General features: G+C 76.1%; 14 protein-coding genes. 7 read left to right on the top strand and 7 right to left on the bottom strand.

The window, feature by feature from the left end:
- Positions 1-107 precede the first annotated feature (107 nt).
- The 3 genes from BM165_RS19520 (at position 108) to BM165_RS19530 (ending at position 6,443) form a co-directional block, all read left to right on the top strand.
- Positions 108-3,404 carry an ATP-binding protein gene (locus tag BM165_RS19520; RefSeq protein ID WP_075015210.1) on the top strand — a complete coding sequence of 1,099 codons (3,297 nt, stop codon included), beginning with the start codon at positions 108-110 and terminating at the stop codon, positions 3,402-3,404.
- 547 nt (positions 3,405-3,951) lie between these two features.
- On the top strand, positions 3,952-4,740 hold the full coding sequence (locus BM165_RS19525) for an SDR family oxidoreductase (protein ID WP_075015211.1): 789 nt from the start codon (positions 3,952-3,954) through the stop codon (positions 4,738-4,740).
- A 5-nt stretch (positions 4,741-4,745) separates the two neighbouring features.
- Positions 4,746-6,443: an FAD-dependent oxidoreductase gene (locus BM165_RS19530; RefSeq protein WP_075015212.1), complete on the top strand. Its 1,698-nt coding sequence runs from the start codon at positions 4,746-4,748 to the stop codon at positions 6,441-6,443.
- A gap of 205 nt (positions 6,444-6,648) precedes the next feature.
- Here BM165_RS19530 and BM165_RS19535 read toward each other — a convergent pair whose 3' ends face one another.
- On the bottom strand, positions 6,649-7,392 hold the full coding sequence (locus tag BM165_RS19535; protein WP_075015213.1) for an arginase family protein: 744 nt from the start codon (positions 7,390-7,392) through the stop codon (positions 6,649-6,651).
- Between the two features lie 25 nt (positions 7,393-7,417).
- Entirely contained in the window at positions 7,418-8,242 is an 825-nt protein-coding gene (locus BM165_RS19540; RefSeq protein WP_075015214.1) for a M55 family metallopeptidase, read from the bottom strand.
- 219 nt (positions 8,243-8,461) lie between these two features.
- Between BM165_RS19540 and BM165_RS19545 the strand changes: the two genes are divergently transcribed.
- Positions 8,462-10,123, top strand: a complete 1,662-nt coding sequence (locus BM165_RS19545) for a glycoside hydrolase family 13 protein (RefSeq protein WP_075015215.1) — start codon at positions 8,462-8,464, stop codon at positions 10,121-10,123.
- Positions 10,124-10,209: 86 nt separating this feature from the next.
- Here BM165_RS19545 and BM165_RS19550 read toward each other — a convergent pair whose 3' ends face one another.
- From BM165_RS19550 to BM165_RS19560, 3 genes are all read right to left on the bottom strand, one after another.
- The gene (locus BM165_RS19550; protein ID WP_075015216.1) at positions 10,210-10,695 is read right to left on the bottom strand and encodes a DUF4396 domain-containing protein; all 486 of its coding nucleotides are present in this window, start codon (positions 10,693-10,695) and stop codon (positions 10,210-10,212) included.
- Between the two features lie 155 nt (positions 10,696-10,850).
- Positions 10,851-11,864 carry a sigma-70 family RNA polymerase sigma factor gene (locus BM165_RS19555; RefSeq protein WP_083427543.1) on the bottom strand — a complete coding sequence of 338 codons (1,014 nt, stop codon included), beginning with the start codon at positions 11,862-11,864 and terminating at the stop codon, positions 10,851-10,853.
- A gap of 93 nt (positions 11,865-11,957) precedes the next feature.
- Positions 11,958-13,610: a hypothetical protein gene (locus tag BM165_RS19560; protein WP_075015310.1), complete on the bottom strand. Its 1,653-nt coding sequence runs from the start codon at positions 13,608-13,610 to the stop codon at positions 11,958-11,960.
- 222 nt (positions 13,611-13,832) lie between these two features.
- On the opposite strand from BM165_RS19560, the gene BM165_RS19565 reads away from it, so the two are divergent.
- Both BM165_RS19565 and BM165_RS19570 read left to right on the top strand, forming a co-directional pair.
- Positions 13,833-15,137, top strand: coding sequence for a sensor histidine kinase (locus tag BM165_RS19565; protein WP_075015217.1), 1,305 nt, complete (start codon positions 13,833-13,835; stop codon positions 15,135-15,137).
- Positions 15,134-15,799: a response regulator gene (locus BM165_RS19570; RefSeq protein WP_244274343.1), complete on the top strand. Its 666-nt coding sequence runs from the start codon at positions 15,134-15,136 to the stop codon at positions 15,797-15,799. The genes BM165_RS19565 and BM165_RS19570 overlap by 4 nt, the downstream gene beginning before the upstream one ends.
- Here the strand turns inward: BM165_RS19570 and BM165_RS19575 are convergent.
- Positions 15,784-16,206, bottom strand: a complete 423-nt coding sequence (locus tag BM165_RS19575) for a MarR family winged helix-turn-helix transcriptional regulator (protein ID WP_075015218.1) — start codon at positions 16,204-16,206, stop codon at positions 15,784-15,786. The two genes, BM165_RS19570 and BM165_RS19575, sit on opposite strands and share 16 nt — an antisense overlap.
- Before the next feature lie 64 nt (positions 16,207-16,270).
- Here BM165_RS19575 and BM165_RS19580 point away from each other — a divergent pair, with 64 nt between their 5' ends.
- Positions 16,271-17,518 (top strand): GNAT family N-acetyltransferase, encoded by a 1,248-nt coding sequence (locus tag BM165_RS19580; RefSeq protein ID WP_075015219.1) that lies wholly within the window; start codon positions 16,271-16,273, stop codon positions 17,516-17,518.
- Here BM165_RS19580 and BM165_RS19585 read toward each other — a convergent pair whose 3' ends face one another.
- Positions 17,519-18,010, bottom strand: a complete 492-nt coding sequence (locus tag BM165_RS19585) for a ribose-5-phosphate isomerase (protein ID WP_075015220.1) — start codon at positions 18,008-18,010, stop codon at positions 17,519-17,521.
- Positions 18,011-18,032: the final 22 nt, after the last annotated feature.

Below are 18,032 nucleotides of genomic sequence, written 5' to 3' on the forward strand. Positions count from 1 at the left end.
CCTTGACGGGTCCCGCGCGGGCGCGACGCCGAGGGGCGGAGATCCGGCCGTCACGGGGCAGGATGGCCCGACGGCGACCCGGCGGGCGCCGGAGAGGCAGGTGCGCGGTGCAGTTCGACGTCCTCGGACCGCTGCAGGTCCTCGATGCGGGGCGGCCGCTGACCCTCGGGCGGCCCAAGCAGCGCGCCGTCCTCGCGATCCTGCTGCTCGACGCGGGCACGGTGGTCCCGCTCGACCGGCTGGTCGAGGAGCTGTGGGGCCTGCACGCGCCGCCGCAGGCCCTCGCCTCGGTGCAGGCCTACGTCTCCCACCTGCGCCGGCTGCTGGAACCGCAGCGCCTACCCGGGGCACCCGCGACGGTGATCGTGAACCAGGCGCCGGGCTACCGCCTCGTGGTGGGCCCCGACGACGTCGACGCCGCGCGCTTCGAGGCCCTCGCGCGGACCGGACACGACCTCCTGCAGCAGGGGGAGGCACCGCGCGCGGCGGAGACGCTGCAGACGGCTCTCGGGCTGTGGCGCGGGCCCGTCCTCGCCGACCTCGCCGATGCCCCCTTCGTCCAGGCCGAGCGGGCCCGGCTGGAGGACCTCCGGCTGACCGCGCTGGAGGACCGGCTGACCGCCGACCTCCGCACCGGCCGGCACGCCCGGATCGTCGCCGAGCTCGAGCAGCTGACCGGCGAGCACCCCTTCCGGGAGCGCCTGCAGGGTCTGCGCATGGCCGCGCTCTACCGCTGCGGGCGGCAGGCCGAGGCCCTGCAGAGCTACCAGCAGTTCCGCGCGCAGCTGCGCGAGGAGCTCGGCCTGGACCCCGGCCAGGCGCTCCGGGACCTCGAACGGGACATCCTCTGCCAGGACCCGCGACTGGACGGGACGGCGACTGCCACGGACTCCGGGAGCACGCCCGCGCCGGCTCCCGTCCCGACGCAGGTCGTGGCCCGCACCGCCGTCGAGGCCGCGGACGTCGGAGCCCCGGCCGCGCCCGGCGGTCCGGTCGGGCGCGAGGCACAGCTGCGGGTGGTCGACGAGGCGCTGGCCGGGACGGCGACCGGCCGGGGACGGATCATCCTGGTGGCGGGCGAGCCCGGGATCGGGAAGACGAGGCTGGCCGAAGAGGCCGCGCGGCGCGCCCGCGCATCCGGGGTGGCGGTGGGCTGGGGGCGCAGCGACCAGGACGCCGGGGCCCCGCCGTTCTGGCCGTGGACGCAGGTGTTCCGGGCCCTGCTCGGGGACGGGACGCCCGGAGCGGCCGGTGCCGGGCTCGGCTCCTCCGCCGTCGAGCTGGCACCGATCCTGCCGAAACTGGCCGGCGGCGGCCCCCGGCCCCCCGCACCCGTGATCGACCCGGAAGCGGCCCGCTTCCGGGTCTGTGAGGCAGCGACCGCGGTGCTGAGGGGTCTCGCCTCCGGCCGACGCCTGCTGGTGGTCCTCGACGACCTGCAGTGGGCGGACGCCGCCTCCCACCGGCTGCTGAGCCACCTGGCCACGACGGTGGCCGACGCACCCGTCGTGGTGCTGGTGACCTACCGGGACCCCGACCTCGACGCCGGGGAGCCGCTCGCCGACACGCTCGCCGAGCTGGCACGGGCGGTCCCGGTGGACCGGCTGGAGCTGGCCGGTCTGGAGGTCGCGGACGTGGCCCGGGTCATGGCGTCCCACATCGGCACGGACCCCGACGACGAGCTGGCCCGGCTGGTCGGGGACCGCACCGGCGGCAATCCGTTCTTCGTCATCGAGGTGCTCCGCCTGCTCGCCGCGAACGGCTGGCCGGAGCGGACCGCGGGCGAGGCGGCGGCGCTGGTCGCGCAGCAGGTCCCCGCCGGCGTGCGCGACGTCCTCCGCCGGCGTCTCGGCCGGCTCCCCGACCAGACCCACACCGTGCTGCTCGTCGCGGCGGTCATCGGTCAGGAGTTCGACCTGGACGCCGTCCGTGCCGTGACGGGGCTGGACGACGACGACGCGCTCGCCGCCGTCGAGCTCACCGTGTCGGCCGGGCTGGTCGTCGAGGACCCCGCGACGGTGGGCCGCTTCCGCTTCGCCCACGCGCTCATCCGCGAGGCCATCTACGGGGAGATCAGCCGCGCCCGCCGGGCCCGGCTGCACGCCCGGGTGGGACAGGCACTGGTCGACCACCGGGGCGAGGACGTCGACTCCGTCCTGCAGCTGGCCCAGCACTGGTGGCTGGCCGCGCCGGTGGTCGGCGCCGAGCGGGCGGTCCCCCACGTGATCGCCGCGGCGGAGCGGTGCCTCGACACGCTGGCGCACGAGGAGGCCGAGCGGCAACTGCGACGGAGCCTGGACCTGCTCGCCACCATGCCCTCGACTCCCGGACGCGCCGCCTCGGAGCTGCACGTCCAGATGCGTCTCGGCACGCTGCTGGTGCAGCTGCACGGCAGCGGCTGCGAGCACGCCTGGGTCCAGTTCAGCCGGGCACGTGAGCTGGCCGACGACCTCGGCGACGGGTCAGCCGTGCTCGCCGCCAGCCGCAGCCTCTACGAGGTGGCCTTCGCGCGGGCCGACCACTCGGCCGCTGCCGCTCTGGCCGAGGGCATGCTCGACATCGCCAGGAGCAGTGACGACCCGGCCGCGCTCGTGGTGAGCCACCTGTCGCTGGGTCGCACCCTCTGGTCCCAGGGCCGGCTGACCGCCGCCAGGGACCACCTCGAGCAGGGCCTGCAGGTGGCGGGCCCGGTGGACGGCCGCGAGTTCCTGCCGCCGCGGATCGTGTTGCAGCTCCAGCTGGCCGCGGTGCTCACGTCCCTCGACGAGCCGGACGCGGGGATCGAGCTGCTGGCGACCGCCGTCAGGGACTCGCGCGGTGGATCCCCGTTCGCGCAGGCCCTCACCCTCACCGGGGCGGCCCTCGTCTCCGCCATGCGCCGCGACCCTCCGGCGGCCCGGAGGTGGGCCACCGAGACGTTGGAGCTGGTGGAGCGCTGGAACCTGCCCTGGCCGGCTGGGTACGCGGCCGTGGTGCTGAGCTGGGCGCGCGCGATCGAGGGCGATCCCGTGGACGCGATCCCCGCCCTCCGCGGTCACCTCGCGCGGACCGAGGCCGGTGGCACCCAGCACCTGGTCGGGTGGGGCCTCGGCCTGCTGGCCGAGGCGCACCTGCGCAATGACCAGCCCGTCGAGGCCCTGCACCTGCTCGACGACGCGCTCGCCCGGGTCGCGCGCACGGGTGAGCGCTCCTACGAGTCCGAGCTGCACCGCCTGCGGGCGCTGTCCCTGGCCGCGCTGGCACCCCCGCGCTCCGAGGAGGCCCGCAGCGCTCTCCGGCAGGCGGCTGCGGTCGCCCGCGAGCAGGGGTCGGCCATGCTGCTGCGGCGCGCCGCGGAGACCTGCCGCACGGTCGCGCCCGATGGTCACAGCGGCAGCCGCGACCACCCCGATCCGCAGCCCTGAGCCGGCTCCCGCGGGCAGAAGCCGGCCCCGGTGAGCAGCGCGGCGACCCGGCGGTCGGCAGGGGGGGGCAGCGGTGAGCTCCTCGATGCCCGACGCCCGGAGCCGGTCCACGACCTCGTACACCAGCCGGCGTCCGAGGGAGGGGTCCCGGTAGGCCCCCGTCAGGGCGAGACCGCACAACCGCGCCGTCGTGGGATCCACGGAGCGGACCACCGCCACCCCCGCGAGGCCGCTCGCCGTCGCGGTCAGATCGCACAAGCCGTACCACTCGCAGGTGGCGTCGTGGTCGTCCAGAGCACAGGCGGACAGCAGCCCCTCGGCCTCGCGCCGCTCGGGAGCCGCGTCGAGCCGCCGGAAGACGATGCCGGCCGGTGAGCCACGCGGGATCGGCGCCATCGTCCCTCCCCTGACCGCGGATTCCGGCCCGACGGTCCCGGCGGTGGCTTGACGCCCGCTTGGCGCCGCGCACGCGCGGCGAGCCAACCGGGCGTCAAGGCCCGGCGGCGACGCTCTCCCCATCCACCAGCCCTGACGGAGGGGACGTCCCATGGACAGCGTGCTCGTCACCGGCGGCACCGGACTGCTCGGGCGCCGGGTGGTCCGCGCCCTGGCAGCCGACGGCCATCCGGTGCGGATCCTGAGCCGGAGCCCGGCCTCGCCGCCGGTCTCCGGAGCGGAGGTGACCGTGGCCGACCTGAGCACCGGAGTCGGCCTGCCCGAAGCGGTGGCGGGCGCGACCGCGATCGTGCACTGCGCCACGGACCCGCGGAACTCCCGGGCGGTCGACGTGGAGGGGACCGAGCGGCTGCTGGAGGCCGCACGCGACGCCGGCCGACCGCACCTCGTCTCCGTCTCGATCGTCGGCATCGACCGCATCCCGGTGACGTACTACCGGGCCAAGCTGGCCGCCGAGGAGGCGATCGCGCGGTCCGGGCTGCCGTGGACCGTCCTGCGCACCACGCAGTTCCACGGGTTCGTCGAGGAGCTGCTCGGCCGCCTGGTGCGGCTGCCGGTCGTGCCCGTGCCGCGCGGCTGGCGGCTCCAGCCGATCGACGTCGAGGAGGTCGCCCGCCGGCTGGCGGACGCCGTGACGGCTGAGCCCGCCGGCCGGCTGCCCGACCTCGGCGGTCCGGAGGTGTTCCCGGTCGCGGAGCTCGTCCGCGACCGCCTCCGCAGGACCGGGCGGTACCGACCGGTGGTGGAGGTCCCCCTTCCCGGCGCGCTCTCCGCGGCGCTGCGAGCGGGCGCGAACCTCGTCCCGGGCAACCACTCCGGCGGGCGCACCTGGCGGGAGTTCCTCGACGGCCGTTCCCCGTCCCCGCTCCCGGAGGGCTGACCACCATGAGCACCAGCACGGACGTCCTCGTCGTCGGCGCCGGCCCGACGGGGCTCACGCTGGCCTGCGACCTGCGCCGCCGTGGCGTCGACTGCACGGTCGTCGAGCGAGCCACGACCCACCACACCCGGTCCCGCGGCAAGGGCCTGCAGCCGCGCAGCCTCGAGGTCTTCGACGACCTCGGGATCGCCGAGGCCGCCCTGGCCGCCGGCCGGACCCACCACCACCTGCGCCTGTACTCGGGCGGACGGCTCGCCCTGGACCTCGACCTACCGGCTCGCCCGCCGCAGCCCGGGGTCCCGTACCCGAACCTGGTCGTCCTGCCGCAGTGGCGGACCGAGCAGGTGCTGCGGACGCGACTGGCGGAGCTCGGCGGCGTGGTCCGGCTCGGGCAGGAGCTGGTCGACCTCCACCAGGACGACGACGGTGTCACCGCCACCGTGACCGACGACTCCACCGGGACGGTCGAGCGGATCCGAGCCGCCTTCGTCGTCGGATGCGACGGCGGGAGCAGCCGGGTACGGACGCTGGTCGGCATCCCCATGCGCGGCGAGAGCCACGAGGAGCACTTCGTCCTGGGTGACGTCCGGATCGAGGGACTGCCGGCCGACGGCCCGTCCTACGCCTGGTTCGACGACGACGGGTACCTCGCCGCCGACCCGCTGGACGGGAGCGGGACGTGGCAGGTGCAGGCCGGCGTCCGGCCCGACGCCTCCGGCACCCTCAAGACGGCGTCCCTGGAGCTGTTTCAGCGCCTGTTCGCCGAGCGGGACTTCGGACACGTGCGGTTGAGCGACGCCACCTGGCTGTCCGACTTCAACCCCCGGGTCGCCATCGTCGACCGCTATCGGGCGGGACGGGTGCTGCTGGCCGGTGACGCCGCCCACGTGCACAGCCCCGCCGGCGGGCAGGGCATGAACACCGGCATCCAGGACGCCTACAACCTCGGCTGGAAGCTCGACGCCGTCCTCCGAGGACGGGCCGGCCACGCCCTCCTCGACACGTACCAGGAGGAGCGGATGCCGGTCGCCCGCGCGGTCCTCGCGAGCAGCGACCTCGGCCACAGCGCCTTCTTCTCCCCCCATCCCGTCATGACCTTCCTGCGCAACCGGGTCCTGGTGCCCGCGCTGCGGCTACCGGTCGTCCTGGACCGGCTCCTTGACGGCGTGGCCGAGCTCGACGTGGGGTACCGGGACAGCTCGCTGGCCGGCGAGCCGGCCGGCGTGGATCGCACCGGCGACGGAGAGGCGGCCGGCGTGGTGGACCGCGTCCGGTTCCGGCACGGCCCGCACGCCGGCGACCGCGCACCGGACGCCGAGGGGCAGGACGGCGAGGGCACGCCGGTGCGGCTCTTCGACCTCTTCCGGGGCACCCACTCCACCCTGCTGCTGTTCGACGGCCCCGCCCCGACCGACGCCGGGTACCGGCGGATGGCCGCCACCGCACGGGCGGTGGGCGCTGCCCTGGGCGACGACGTCCGCACGTGGATCGTGGTGCCCGGTGACCGGCGGCCCGACGGACTGGACGACGTGGACGTGTTCTTCGACCCCGATCGCGACGCCCACCACCACTACGCGGCCACGGCGGAGTCGCTGTACCTGGTACGACCCGACGGCTACATCGCCTTCCGCAGCCAGCCCGCCGCCGCCCGACCCGTGCTCGACCACCTCGGCTCCGCGTTCCGGCTGCACGCACCGGCGTGAACCCGTCGACCTCCCGCCGCGTCGCCGATCGGAGCAGCTCGGCTGGGTGGAGGACCGGCAGGGCCGGGGCGCACGACTGGTGTGGTGTCCGGTTCAGCCGGAAGAGGCTCGCCGGGTCATAGCGGGCCTCGAGCCGGCGAACCCGGTCGAGGCCCGTTTCGGAGGAGGCCCGCACCTCCTCCGGTGCGTCGTCGGACCGGAGGGCTCAGCGGTCGACGAGAGCCCGCACCGCCGCCAGGACCCGCTCGTGGGCGTCCGCCCGCCGGTCCTGGTGCCAGGTCGCGGCCAGCCCGACCGCGACGACGCGGCCGGTGTCCAGTACCCGCCCGACCGCCGCGAGGACGTCGTCCAGCGGCGGGCCGCCGGGCGCCGGGAACAGCAGGTCCGGGACGTCGCCGGGGTCGCACACGTCCAGGTCGACGTGCAGGTACAGCTCCCCCTCCGGCAGGTCCGCCGCGGACAGCCCGCCGACCGGCCGGCGCAGCACCCCGGCGTCGGAGAGCAGGCGGTGCTCGGGCGGGTCGGTGTCACGCGCGTCGACGAGGACCAGCCGCGACGGCGACGTGGGCCGCAGCCCGAGCGCGTCCGGGAGGGTCAGGGTCCCGATGCCCGCGGCCAGCGCCAGCGGCATGCCGCCGAGGTAGCCCGACGTCGTGGTGGCCTCGGTGTGGAAGTCCGCGTGCGCGTCGAACCACACGATCCCGACGTCGCGGCCGGCGCGCTGCAGCCCGGCGAGCACCCCGAGGCTCGTGGTGCAGTCCCCGGAGACGACGAGCGGCCGGTCCGGCGCCGCGGCCACCTCCGCGGCGACGCGCTCGTAGAGCACCGCCATGCGCTCCCACGGCGTGCCGGGCGGCAGGTCCGCGGTCAGCTCCCGGTCGACGGCGGACCCGGTCGTCAGCCCGGGCAGCCGCTCGTCGAGGTGGTAGGGCACCGCGATCGTCGTCATGCCCCGATCCTCTCGGCAGCGGCGCTCACTCCGCGACGGCGCGGGCCAGCAGCACGACGGTGACGAAGGTGCGGTACAGCTCGATCGGGTCGGCGTCGGTGATCCGCACGTCCAGCGTCCCGGCCCGCTCCACCCCGACGACCCGGCACGCCAGCTCCGCCAGGTCGGCGGTGCGGAAGGTGACCTCGAGGGTGGCCGGCAGCTCGATCCGCGGCAGCCGGGCGTCGGGCAGGGAGCGGATCGCGGCTGCGGCGCCCTCGCGGATGAGCCGGCAGGCCTCCGCCGGGTGCAGGCTGTCGGCGGCGAACCGCGACACCGAGCGCTTGACCACGACGGCGGTGACGTCGGGGCACACGGCGCGGGCCTCCTCCGCCGTCGTGTCGTCGCCGGTGACCAGCACGACCGGGACGCCGTGGCCGAGGGCGACCAGCGCGTTGATCCCCGACTCCCCCACCTCGACGCCGTCGAGCCGGACGCGCGCGACCGTCCGCGGGTCGTAGGTGTGCGACAGCGCCGAGGGCTCGCCGGCCACCGAGCCGTGGTAGCTGACGAGGAACACGGCGTCGAAGGACGCGTCGAGCCCCTCGGTCATGTACATCGGCTTGTGCCGGCCCGACAGGTAGCGGGCGCCGCCGAGCAGCCGGTCGGGCCGCAGGTTCTGCATGGTCGAGTGCGAGTCGTTGACCAGGAACTCCGTCGCCCCGGCGTCCATCGCCCCGGCGATGGCGGCGTTGACCTCGTCCTGCAGCAGCCGCCGGTAGTACTCGTACTCCGGCCCCGGGCCGCGGCACTGGGCCCAGTCCACGACGCCGGCGGTGCCCTCCATGTCGGAGGACAGGTAGACCTTCACGGGGCTCCTCTCCGGCGGCGCCGGGCGCGGCCGCCACCCGCGACGGTGCCCCGTCGGCACCTCCCGCGACACCGGAGGGCGGGACGTAGAGTGGGCGGCGCCGGACCGGTCCAGCAGCGCTGCTCCCGGAGGCCCTCCGTCGGCCCGCCGCTCCGTGCTCCCGTCGAGAATGCGGCCCGCCGTGGCCCCGCTCACCCCCGATCACCCTCGAGGAGCCCCGTGCCCGAGACTCCCCCTGCCCGCACCGCGCCCGCCGACTGGTGGCGCCAGGCCGTCGTCTACCAGGTCTACCCGCGCAGCTTCCGCGACCTCGACGGCGACGGTCTCGGTGACATCCGCGGCGTCACCGAGCGCCTGCCCTACCTGCGCCAGCTCGGCGTCGACGCCGTCTGGCTGAGCCCCTTCTACCCCTCGGCGCTGGCCGACGGCGGCTACGACGTCGACGACTACCGCGACGTCGACCCGAGGCTCGGCACCCTTGCCGACGCCGACGAGATGATCGCCCGCGCGCACGAGCTCGGCATCAAGGTCGTGGTGGACGTCGTCCCCAACCACACCTCCGACCGGCACGCCTGGTTCCGCGAGGCGCTGGCCTCTCCCCCGGGCTCGCCGGCGCGCGACCGCTACGTCTTCCGCGACGGCACCGGCCCCGACGGCACCCTGCCGCCGTCGGACTGGATGAGCCACTTCGGCGGCCCGGCCTGGACCCGCGTGCCCGACGGGCAGTGGTACCTGCACCTGTTCGCGCGGGAGCAGCCCGACCTGAACTGGGACGACCCCGAGGTGCACGAGGACTTCCTCGAGACCCTGCGGTTCTGGTCCGACCGCGGCGTCGACGGCTTCCGGGTCGACGTCGCCCACGCGCTGGCCAAGGACCTGGGCGAGCCGCTGCGGAACTACGGCGGCGTCCACCCCGACGCCATGACCGAGCTGCCCCTCGACGGCAGCCACCCGCTGTTCGACCGCAACGAGGTGCATGAGATCTTCCGCGAGTGGCGGAAGGTCCTCGACTCCTACGACCCGCCGCGCTCGGCCGTGGCGGAGGCGTGGGTGACCACCAGCCGCCGCGTCCTCTACGCCCGCCCCGACGAGCTCGGGCAGGCGTTCAACTTCGAGCTGCTGGTCTCGCCGTGGTCGGCCGAGCAGTTCCGCGTCGAGATCGACGCCGCCCTGTCCGCCGCCGCGGTGTGCGGTGCCTCGGCGACGTGGGTGCTGTCCAACCACGACGTCGTCCGGCACGCCTCGCGCTACGCCCTGCCGGCCGGCACCGACCTCGACGCCTGGCTGCTCGGCGACGGCACCCGGCCCGAGCCCGACGCCGGGCGTGGCCTGCGCCGGGCGCGGGCGGCGACCCTGCTGATGCTGGCCCTGCCCGGCTCGGCCTACCTCTACCAGGGCGAGGAGCTGGGCCTGCCCGAGGTCGCCGACCTGCCCGCCGAGGCGCTGCAGGACCCGATCTGGGAGCGGACCGGGCACGCGCAGAAGGGCCGCGACGGCTGCCGGGTGCCGCTGCCGTGGACGCGCGAGGGCTCCTCGTTCGGCTTCGGGGCGGCCGGCTCGTGGCTGCCGCAGCCCGCCGGCTTCGGCGAGTTCTCCGCCGAGGCCCAGGACGGCGTCGAGGGCTCCACGCTGGAGACCTACCGGGCCGCGCTGCGCCTGCGCCGGGAGCTGCGGGGCGACGAGTCCCTGCAGTGGCTGGGCACGCGGCCGGTGGCGGAGACGCACGTGCTGCACTTCCGCCGGCCGGGCGGCTGGGAGAGCGTCACCAACTTCTCCGACGCCGACGTCGACCTCCCCGAGGGCGAGGTCCTGCTCGCCAGCGGACCGCTCGGCGACGGCGTCCTGCCGCCCGACACGACCGTCTGGCTGCGCCGGGCCTGAGCCGGCCGCGACGCCGGGGCGGACACGCGCCCGATCGCCTCGCGCGCGCGAGAGGCGATCAGGCCGCCCCGGCGTCGCCGGTCCCGTCAGCCGTGGTGCGCGTGCACGACCGCGTGCCCGCGGCCGCGGCTCATGAGCCAGCGGTTGACCGGCGTCGTGACGACGAAGGCGACCGCCAGCGCGCCGGCCAGCGCCAGCCAGAACAGCGCCGAGGCCACGCCCGCCTCCATCGCGCCCGGCACCGACACCATGACCGCGTTGTCGACCAGCTCCATCACCGCGATGGAGACGGTGTCGGCGGCCAGCGCCACCCGCAGCGCGCGGCGGAAGGTCAGGCCGGCGCGCAGCACGCCGCGCATGGTCAGCGCGTAGCCGAAGACGAACGCCAGGCCGACCGCCAGCGCCACGGTGGCCGCGGCCGACCACCCGAGCGCGGTGCCGATCACCATCCCGAGCACCTCACCGATGGCACACCCGGTGAGGCAGTGCAGCGTCGCCTGGACCGCGGCGGACCAGGGGACCGGGCCGTGCCCGTGGACCGCGTGCGACTCGTGTACGGACTGTGTCGTCATCTCGTCCTCCTCCGACACAGTCTGTTGTATACCCCCTGGGGGTACCTGTCAACGACCCGTGGCGGGACACACGACCGCCGCCCCACCCGGGAGGGCGGAGCGGCGGTCGGGGGCGTGCGGTGGCGTCGGGAGGCGGTGCGTCAGGAGGCGGTGCGTCAGGAGGCGGTGCGTCCCGAGGCGGCGTCCAGCTCCTCGGCCGCCGGCAGGCCCAGCCGGGCGAACAGGTCGTTGTCCAGGTCGAGGAAGCTCGTGATGTGCCGGATCCGGCCGCCGTCGATCTCCAGCACGTGCAGCGCCCACGGTGCGTGGCCGCCGTCGGCGGTCGGCCGGTACTGGGCCACCGCGGGGCAGCCGTTGGCCTCGGTCTGCACGAACCGGGAGTCCCGGCAGCCGCTGCCGGGGCCGAGCATCCAGGTGCCGATGTCGGCGGCGCTGCCCAGCCACATCTCGAACGGCGGCATGTGCTGGGTGGCGTCCTCGTGCAGCAGCTTCACGAAGGCGTCGATGTCGTAGCGCTCGAAGGCGTCGAGGTAGCGGGCCAGCAGGTCGCGGGAGTCGTCGTCGAGCGGGCGCTGCTCCGGGGAGCCGCCCATCGCCGCGAGGGTGGCGCGGGCCCGCTGCAACGCGCTGTTGACCGAGGCCACCGTGGTCTCGAGCAGGTCGGCGACCTCGTCGGCGTGCCAGCGCAGCACGTCGCGCAGGAGCAGCACGGCGCGCTGGCGCGGCGGCAGGTGCTGCAGGGCCGCGACGAACGCCAGCCGCACCGACTCGCGGGCCACCGCGCGCTCGGCCGGGTCGCCGTCCTCGGGCAGGACCGCCCGGTCGAGGACCGGCTCGACCCAGGCCTCGGCCGGCCGCTTGGCCGCCAGCGACGCCTCCACCGGCGACCAGGACTGCCCGGACAGGTCCATCGGCAGCGCCCGGCGCTGCCGGCCCGAGAGCTGGTCGAGGCAGACGTTGGTGGCGATCCGGTACAGCCAGGACCGCAGCGACGAGCGGCCCTCGAAGGAGCCGAAGCTCTTCCACGCCCGGACCATCGTCTCCTGCACCGCGTCGTCGGCGTCGAAGCCCGAGCCGAGCATCCGGTAGCAGTAACCGGTCAGCTCACGACGGTGCTCGAGCAACCGTGGGTCGAGCTCGTCGGACACCCCGCTCAGCACGCTGGTCACCACGGACCACCTCTCCCCTTCGACCGTCTCTCCCCGTCGGCGGGCGACAGTCCACCACGGGGGACCGACGGAACGGGAGCCCCCGGACCGGTGCTACTGGTACGTGACCAGCTGGGGACGCGGGGAGACCTGAGCGATGGTCTCCTCCGGCGTCAGCATCGGGACGTCCTCGTCGTAGAAGTTCTTCCAGCCCCAGGCCAGGCCCTCGGGGCCGACGCCGCGCAGCACCCGCCAGGTGTCCTGCTTGGCCGGCTGGGAACCCTGCCCGTCGGCGTGCACCATCACCGACAGCTCGTCGCGGGACAGGTCGACGGACTCGCGGCCCGGGATCATGTCCACCCGGAACTGGTGCAGCACCAGCAGCTTCTGCGGCAGCCGCTTCTCGCGGGTCAGGTCGGCCAGCCAGGTCACCACCCGGTTGACCTCCTCGATCGACACCGAGCCGATCTGGGTGAGGTGCACCTGGTTCGGCAGCAGCCGCCACTCCGGGTCCAGCGCGAGGCCGACGTGGGGTTGCTCGAGCAGCGACCGGTACCGCTCGGCCTGGGTGACGAAGTCCGTGCGGCCGGGCTGCAGGTCGATCACCACGTACAGGCCCGCGGCGGCGGCGGCGTCCACCCACGGCTGCAGCAGCTCGACGGGCGCCTCGTAGGAGTAGTCGCCCTCCTCCGTCGCGAACTCCGAGGCCACCGTCGCGATGATCTCGAACGCCGGCACGACCGTCGCGTCCTGCACCAGCGCCTGGTACGGCGCGGCGGTGTCGCGGGCGCGCTGCACGGCGGCGTCGACGTCCTGCTCACCCAGCACGCCGAGCCCGGCGGTGCCGGGGTGGCCGTAGAGCGCGACGAGGAAGTGCTGCGGGAAGAGCACCTGCCCGCCGGCGGGCAGCTGCGCGCCGGTGGCCGCCGTCTCGAGCTTCCAGTCCAGCCCGTCCTCGGCGCCGAAGCCGGGACCCAGCGCGACGACGGTGTCGGCCCCGGCCACCGCCTCGACGACGCCGGTCGAGCCCCGCGGGTCGGTCTGCCCGCCGGTGACCTGCACCGCCGCGCCGGCCGCCCGGGCGGTGGCGACGCCCGCCAGGGACGCCGGGGCGCCGTCGGCGAGGACGACGGTGCCCTCGAGCGGCTCGGCGCGCTCCACCTCGGGCAGCTCACCCGAGGCCTCACCGGACGCCGCCTCACCGGACGCCGCCCCACCGGCGTCCGCGGGGGTCAGCGCGGCGGGCGCGTCGGGCTCCAGCGCGGCGACGGCGGCCACCTGGCCGTCGGCCGGCACCGGGTCGGCGTCCGCCAGGTCGAGGCCGGTGGCCGCGGCGACGGCCTCGGCGGTGGCCGGCACGGTGACGACGTCGGCGTCGCCGGGTGCGCCCTCACCGCCGACGGCCAGCACCGAGGTGGCGCCCAGCCGGTCGAGCTCCTCGGCGACGGCGTCGTCGCCGGCACCCCCGCCCTCGGGATCGAGCAGCAGCGGCACGCCGAGGCCGACGGCGGCCGAGGCGCCCAGCAGGGTGGCCGCGGCGTCGCCGTCGGGGGCGACGACCACGACGCCGGCCTCCTCGAACAGCGCGCGGCTGGCGCTGACCGCAGCGGCGGCGGGCTCCTCGTCGGCGACCAGGGTCAGCCGCTCGGCGGGCGCGGCGGTGGCGGCCCGCGCGGTCCCGGACTCCTCCCCGCCCCCGCCCGTCGATGACGTGCACGCGGCCAGCAGCAGGGCGCTGACGGCGAGGGGGGCGGCCCGACGTCGCACGAGCGGCACCTCCGTCCGCCGGGCACCCGGTCGCGCGAGGACGCGACGGCGGCGGTGCGCCCGGCGCGGCCGACAGTAGCGAGGTCCTGGACACCACCGCCCGGTGCCGGGACGATCGGCGGCCGACATGGACGGGACAGCAGCGCGTGTCGGGCCAGCCCGACAGGACATCGGCCGGTTGACGGGATCGGCCGGGCGGCCCCGCGTCGCCACGCTCGTCCCATGACCACCGAGACCCTCGCGCCGCCGCCCGTGACGACCCCGCCGGACCCCCGCACCCGCCTCGTCCGCCAGGCGCTCGTCGACTCCGGCTACGCGCTGGTGTCGCTGCCGGCCGGGATCCTCGCCTTCGTCCTGGTGGTCACCGGCGTGTCCGTGGGGGTGGGCACGCTGGTGATCTGGGTGGGGGTCGCCGTCCTCGCCGGCACCCTGCTCGCCGCCCGCGGCCTGGCCACCGTGGAGCGGGCGCAGCTGCCCGTGGTGCTCGACCGCCCGGTCCCCCGGCCCGCCTACCTCGTCCCCGACGGCGGCCGGGTGCGCCGGCTGCTCACCCCGCTTCGCGACCCGCAGTCCTGGCTCGACGCCCTGCACGCGGTGCTGCGCCTGCCGCTGGCCGTGCTCGCGTTCAGCGTCACGGTCACGTTCTGGGCCCTGGCGCTGGGTGGGATCAGCTACGGCGCCTGGGACTGGGCGCTGCCCGACCCGTCGACCGATCCGGACAACACCGACCTGCTGGAGCTGCTCGGGTTCGAGTCCTCCTCCGGGCGGCGGATCCTCTTCTACTCGACGATCGGCCTGCTCGCGGCGGTGGTGCTGCCGTTCGCCGTCCGCGCCGTCGCGCTGCTGCACGCCCAGCTCGGCCGCGCCCTGCTCACCTCCCGCGCCGCCGCGCAGGCCGAGATCGGCCGGCTCTCCCGCGGCCGCGACGCCGCCGTCGCCGCGGAGGCCGTGGCGCTGCGCCGGCTGGAGCGCGACATCCACGACGGCCCGCAGCAGCACCTCGTGCGGCTGGGCATGGACCTCTCCCGCGCGCAGCGGCAGCTCGACCGCGACCCCGCCGCCGCCCGCACCACCCTCGCCGAGGCCGGCGTCCTCGCCCGCGAGGCGCTGGAGGAGCTGCGCGCGCTCTCCCGCGGGATCGCCCCGCCGGTGCTGGCCGACCGCGGCCTGGCCGCCGCCCTCACCGCGCTGGCCGCCCGCTCGCCGGTGCCCGTCGAGCTCGCCGTCGACCTGCCCGAGCAGCGGCTGGCTCCGGTCACCGAGAACACCGCCTACTTCGTCGTCAGCGAGGCGCTGGCCAACGTCGCCAAGCACAGCGGCGCGCGGGTGTGCCGGGTCGCGGTGGGACGGGCCGGGGACGTGCTGCGGGTCGTCGTCGAGGACGACGGCGACGGCGGGGCGCTGCTGGTCCCGGGGCACGGCCTGGCGGGGCTGGCCGACCGGCTGCGCGCCGTCGACGGCGTCCTGACCGTCGACAGCCCGCGCGGCGGCCCGACCCGGGCGACCGCCGAGCTGCCGTGGTCGTGAGCCCGGCCGGCCGGCCGCTGCGGGTGGTGCTCGGCGAGGACTCGGTCCTGCTCCGCGAGGGACTGGTCCGGCTCCTGGAGGAGGCGGGCACCACGGTCGTCGCCGCGGTCGGCGACGGCCCCTCGCTGGTGCGCGCGGTGACCGAGCTCCGTCCCGACGTCGCCGTCGTCGACGTGCGGATGCCGCCGACGCACACCGACGAGGGGCTGCGCGCCGCCGTCGAGGTGCGCCGTGCGGTCCCGGGGACGGCGGTGCTGGTCCTCTCGCAGTACGTCGAGGTGGCCTACGCCGACGAGCTGCTGGCCGACGGCCGCGGGGGCGCGGGCTACCTGCTCAAGGACCGCGTGACCGACCTCGACCAGCTGCTCGCCGCGCTGGCCGACGTCGTCGCCGGGGGGACCGTCCTCGACCCGCAGGTGGTCGCCCAGCTGTTCGCCCGCCGCCGCGCCGACGACCCGGTGCGGCGCCTGACCCCGCGCGAGCGGGAGGTGCTCGGGCTGATCGCCGAGGGGCACTCCAACACCGCGATCGCCCGGCAGCTGGTGGTCACCCCGGGCGCCGTCGAGAAGCACACGCAGCGGATCTTCGCCAAGCTCGGCCTGCCGCCCGACGAGGACCGCAACAGCCGCGTGATGGCGACGCTGGCCTACCTGCGCGGCTGAGCCGGCGCCTGCTCCAGGTTGGCGACCATCCGCGCCAGCCCGTGCACGACCTGCGCGTACTCCTCGGCGGTCAGCCCGTCGGCGACACGGCGGCGGAACCGGCCGACGGCCTCGGCGACCCGCTCGTGGGCGGCGCGTCCCCCGGCGGTGAGCGACGTCGTCCCGTCGCCGGCCAGCCAGCCCCGGGCGGCGAGGTCGGCGAGCACGGCGTCGACCTGCTCGGGAGCCGCGAAGGAGGCCAGCGCCGCGACGAGGTCGGCCCGCGGAGCGGGGCGCGCGGCGAGGGAGTCGAGGACCTGCCAGTGCCGGCGGGTGAGCCCCTCGGCGGCGACGACGTCGTCGAGCCCGCGCTCGAGCAGCTCGTCGAGCCGCCTCACCCACCACCCGACCGGCCGCTGGCGCTCCACCGCTGCATCGTGGCACCGCGATACGAGGTCGCGGGGCGTCGTCCCCGCCCGGTAGACAGCAGGGGTGACCGATCCCGCCGGCCCGCCCCAGTTGCGCCCGATCACCGACGAGGAGTGGCCGGCCTTCACCCGCGCCATGTTCGACACGTTCGGCGAGGAGCCGCCCGCCTCCTACCTCGACGCCGTCCCCTCCGTCGCCGAGCTGGACCGGACGCTGGGCCTGTGGGACGGCGACCGGGTCGTGGCGACGGCGGGCATCTACAGCCGCGAGCTCACCGTGCCCGGCGCCGTCGTGCCCTGCGCCGGGATCACCTGGGTGAGCGTGGCGCCGACCCACCGGCGGCGCGGGGTGCTCACCGAGGTCATGCGGCGCCAGCTGACCGAGCTGCACGAGCAGGAGCGGGAGCCGGTCGCGGCGCTGTGGGCGTCGGAGTCGTCGATCTACGGCCGCTTCGGCTACGCGCCGGCCACCTGGCGCGGCGCGCTGTCCGGCGAGGTGTCCCGGCTGCGGCTGCGCCCGGACGTCGACCTCGGCACCGGGCGGGTGGACCGGGTGGACGCGGACGGCTACCGGGCCGCCGCCGTGGGCCTGCACGACCGGCTGCGCCGGACGGTGCCGGGCAACATGGCCCGCGACGACCGCTGGTGGGACCGGCAGCTGCGCGACGACCCCGACCAGCGTCGCGGGGCCTCCGCGCGCCGGTACCTGCTGCACACCGAGGCCGACGGCACGGTGAGCGGCTACGCCGCGTTCCGCGTGCGCGCCCACTGGTCCGACGACGGCCTGCCCGACGGCACCGTCGTGGTCGAGGAACTCCGCGGCGACCGGCCGACGGCCTCCGCCGCGCTGTGGCGGTTCCTGCTGTCGCTGGACCTGGTGCGCACGATGCGCGCCCCCGGCGCCTCACCGGACGAGCCGCTGCGCCACCTGCTCGCCGACCCGCGGGCGCTGCGCTCCCGGCCCTGGGACGCGCTGTGGGTGCGGCTGGTCGACGTCGGCCGGGCCCTGGCCGCGCGCCGCTACCCGGCCCCGGTCGAGCTGGTGATCGAGGTCCGCGACACCACGTGCCCGTGGAACGACGGCCGGTGGTGGCTGCGCGGGCACCCGGCCGGGGCGTTCTGCGCCCGCACCGACGGTGACCCGGACCTGGTGGTCGACGTGGAGGCGCTGTCCGCGGCCTACCTGGGCGGGGTCTCGCTGGCGACGCTGCAGGCGGCCGGCCGGGTGACCGAGGTGAGCCCCGGGGCGGTGGTCCAGGCCGGCACGGCGTTCCGCTGGCCGGTCACGCCCTGGTGCCCCGACGAGTTCTAGTCAGACGACGTCACCGCGCGTCGGCAGGCCACCCGCGGGGCGGTGCCGGTTCTGCTCGTAGTCGTGGACCAGCCCGATGCGCCGCGCGTGCCGCTCCTCCCCGCTCCACGGGGAGGCGAGGAAGTGCAGCACCAACGCCGTGGCCTCCTCGACGGAGTGCTGGCGGGCGCCGATCGCGCAGACGTTCGCGTCGTTGTGCCCGCGGGCGAGCTCGGCGGTCTCCCGGTTCCACACCAGCGCGGCGCGCACGCCGGGGACCTTGTTCGCCGCGATCTGCTCGCCGTTGCCCGAGCCGCCGATGACGACGCCGAGGGTGCCGGGCTCCACCACCACCCGCTCGCCGACCTCGAAGCAGAACGGCGGGTAGTCGTCCTGCGGGTCGTACTCGTGGGCGCCGCAGTCGACCGGCTCGTGCCCGGCCTCGGTGAGCGCCTGCTTGAGGTGCTCCTTGAACTCCAGCCCGGCGTGGTCGGTGCCGACGAAGACGCGCATGGCCGCGAGTCTGTCAGGGTCG

Source organism: Geodermatophilus obscurus, from assembly GCF_900115395.1.
Taxonomy (GTDB): Bacteria; Actinomycetota; Actinomycetes; order Mycobacteriales; family Geodermatophilaceae; genus Geodermatophilus; species Geodermatophilus obscurus_B.

Bases quoted from the DNA above. Each gene is read 5' to 3' on its own strand.
- BM165_RS19525 (WP_075015211.1), top strand. From the start codon at position 3,952: ATGGACAGCGTGCTCGTCACCGGCGGCACCGGACTGCTCGGGCGCCGG.
- BM165_RS19530 (WP_075015212.1), top strand. From the start codon at position 4,746: ATGAGCACCAGCACGGACGTCCTCGTCGTCGGCGCCGGCCCGACGGGG.
- BM165_RS19535 (WP_075015213.1), bottom strand. From the start codon at position 7,392: ATGACGACGATCGCGGTGCCCTACCACCTCGACGAGCGGCTGCCCGGG.
- BM165_RS19550 (WP_075015216.1), bottom strand. From the start codon at position 10,695: ATGACGACACAGTCCGTACACGAGTCGCACGCGGTCCACGGGCACGGC.
- BM165_RS19565 (WP_075015217.1), top strand. From the start codon at position 13,833: ATGACCACCGAGACCCTCGCGCCGCCGCCCGTGACGACCCCGCCGGAC.
- BM165_RS19585 (WP_075015220.1), bottom strand. From the start codon at position 18,010: ATGCGCGTCTTCGTCGGCACCGACCACGCCGGGCTGGAGTTCAAGGAG.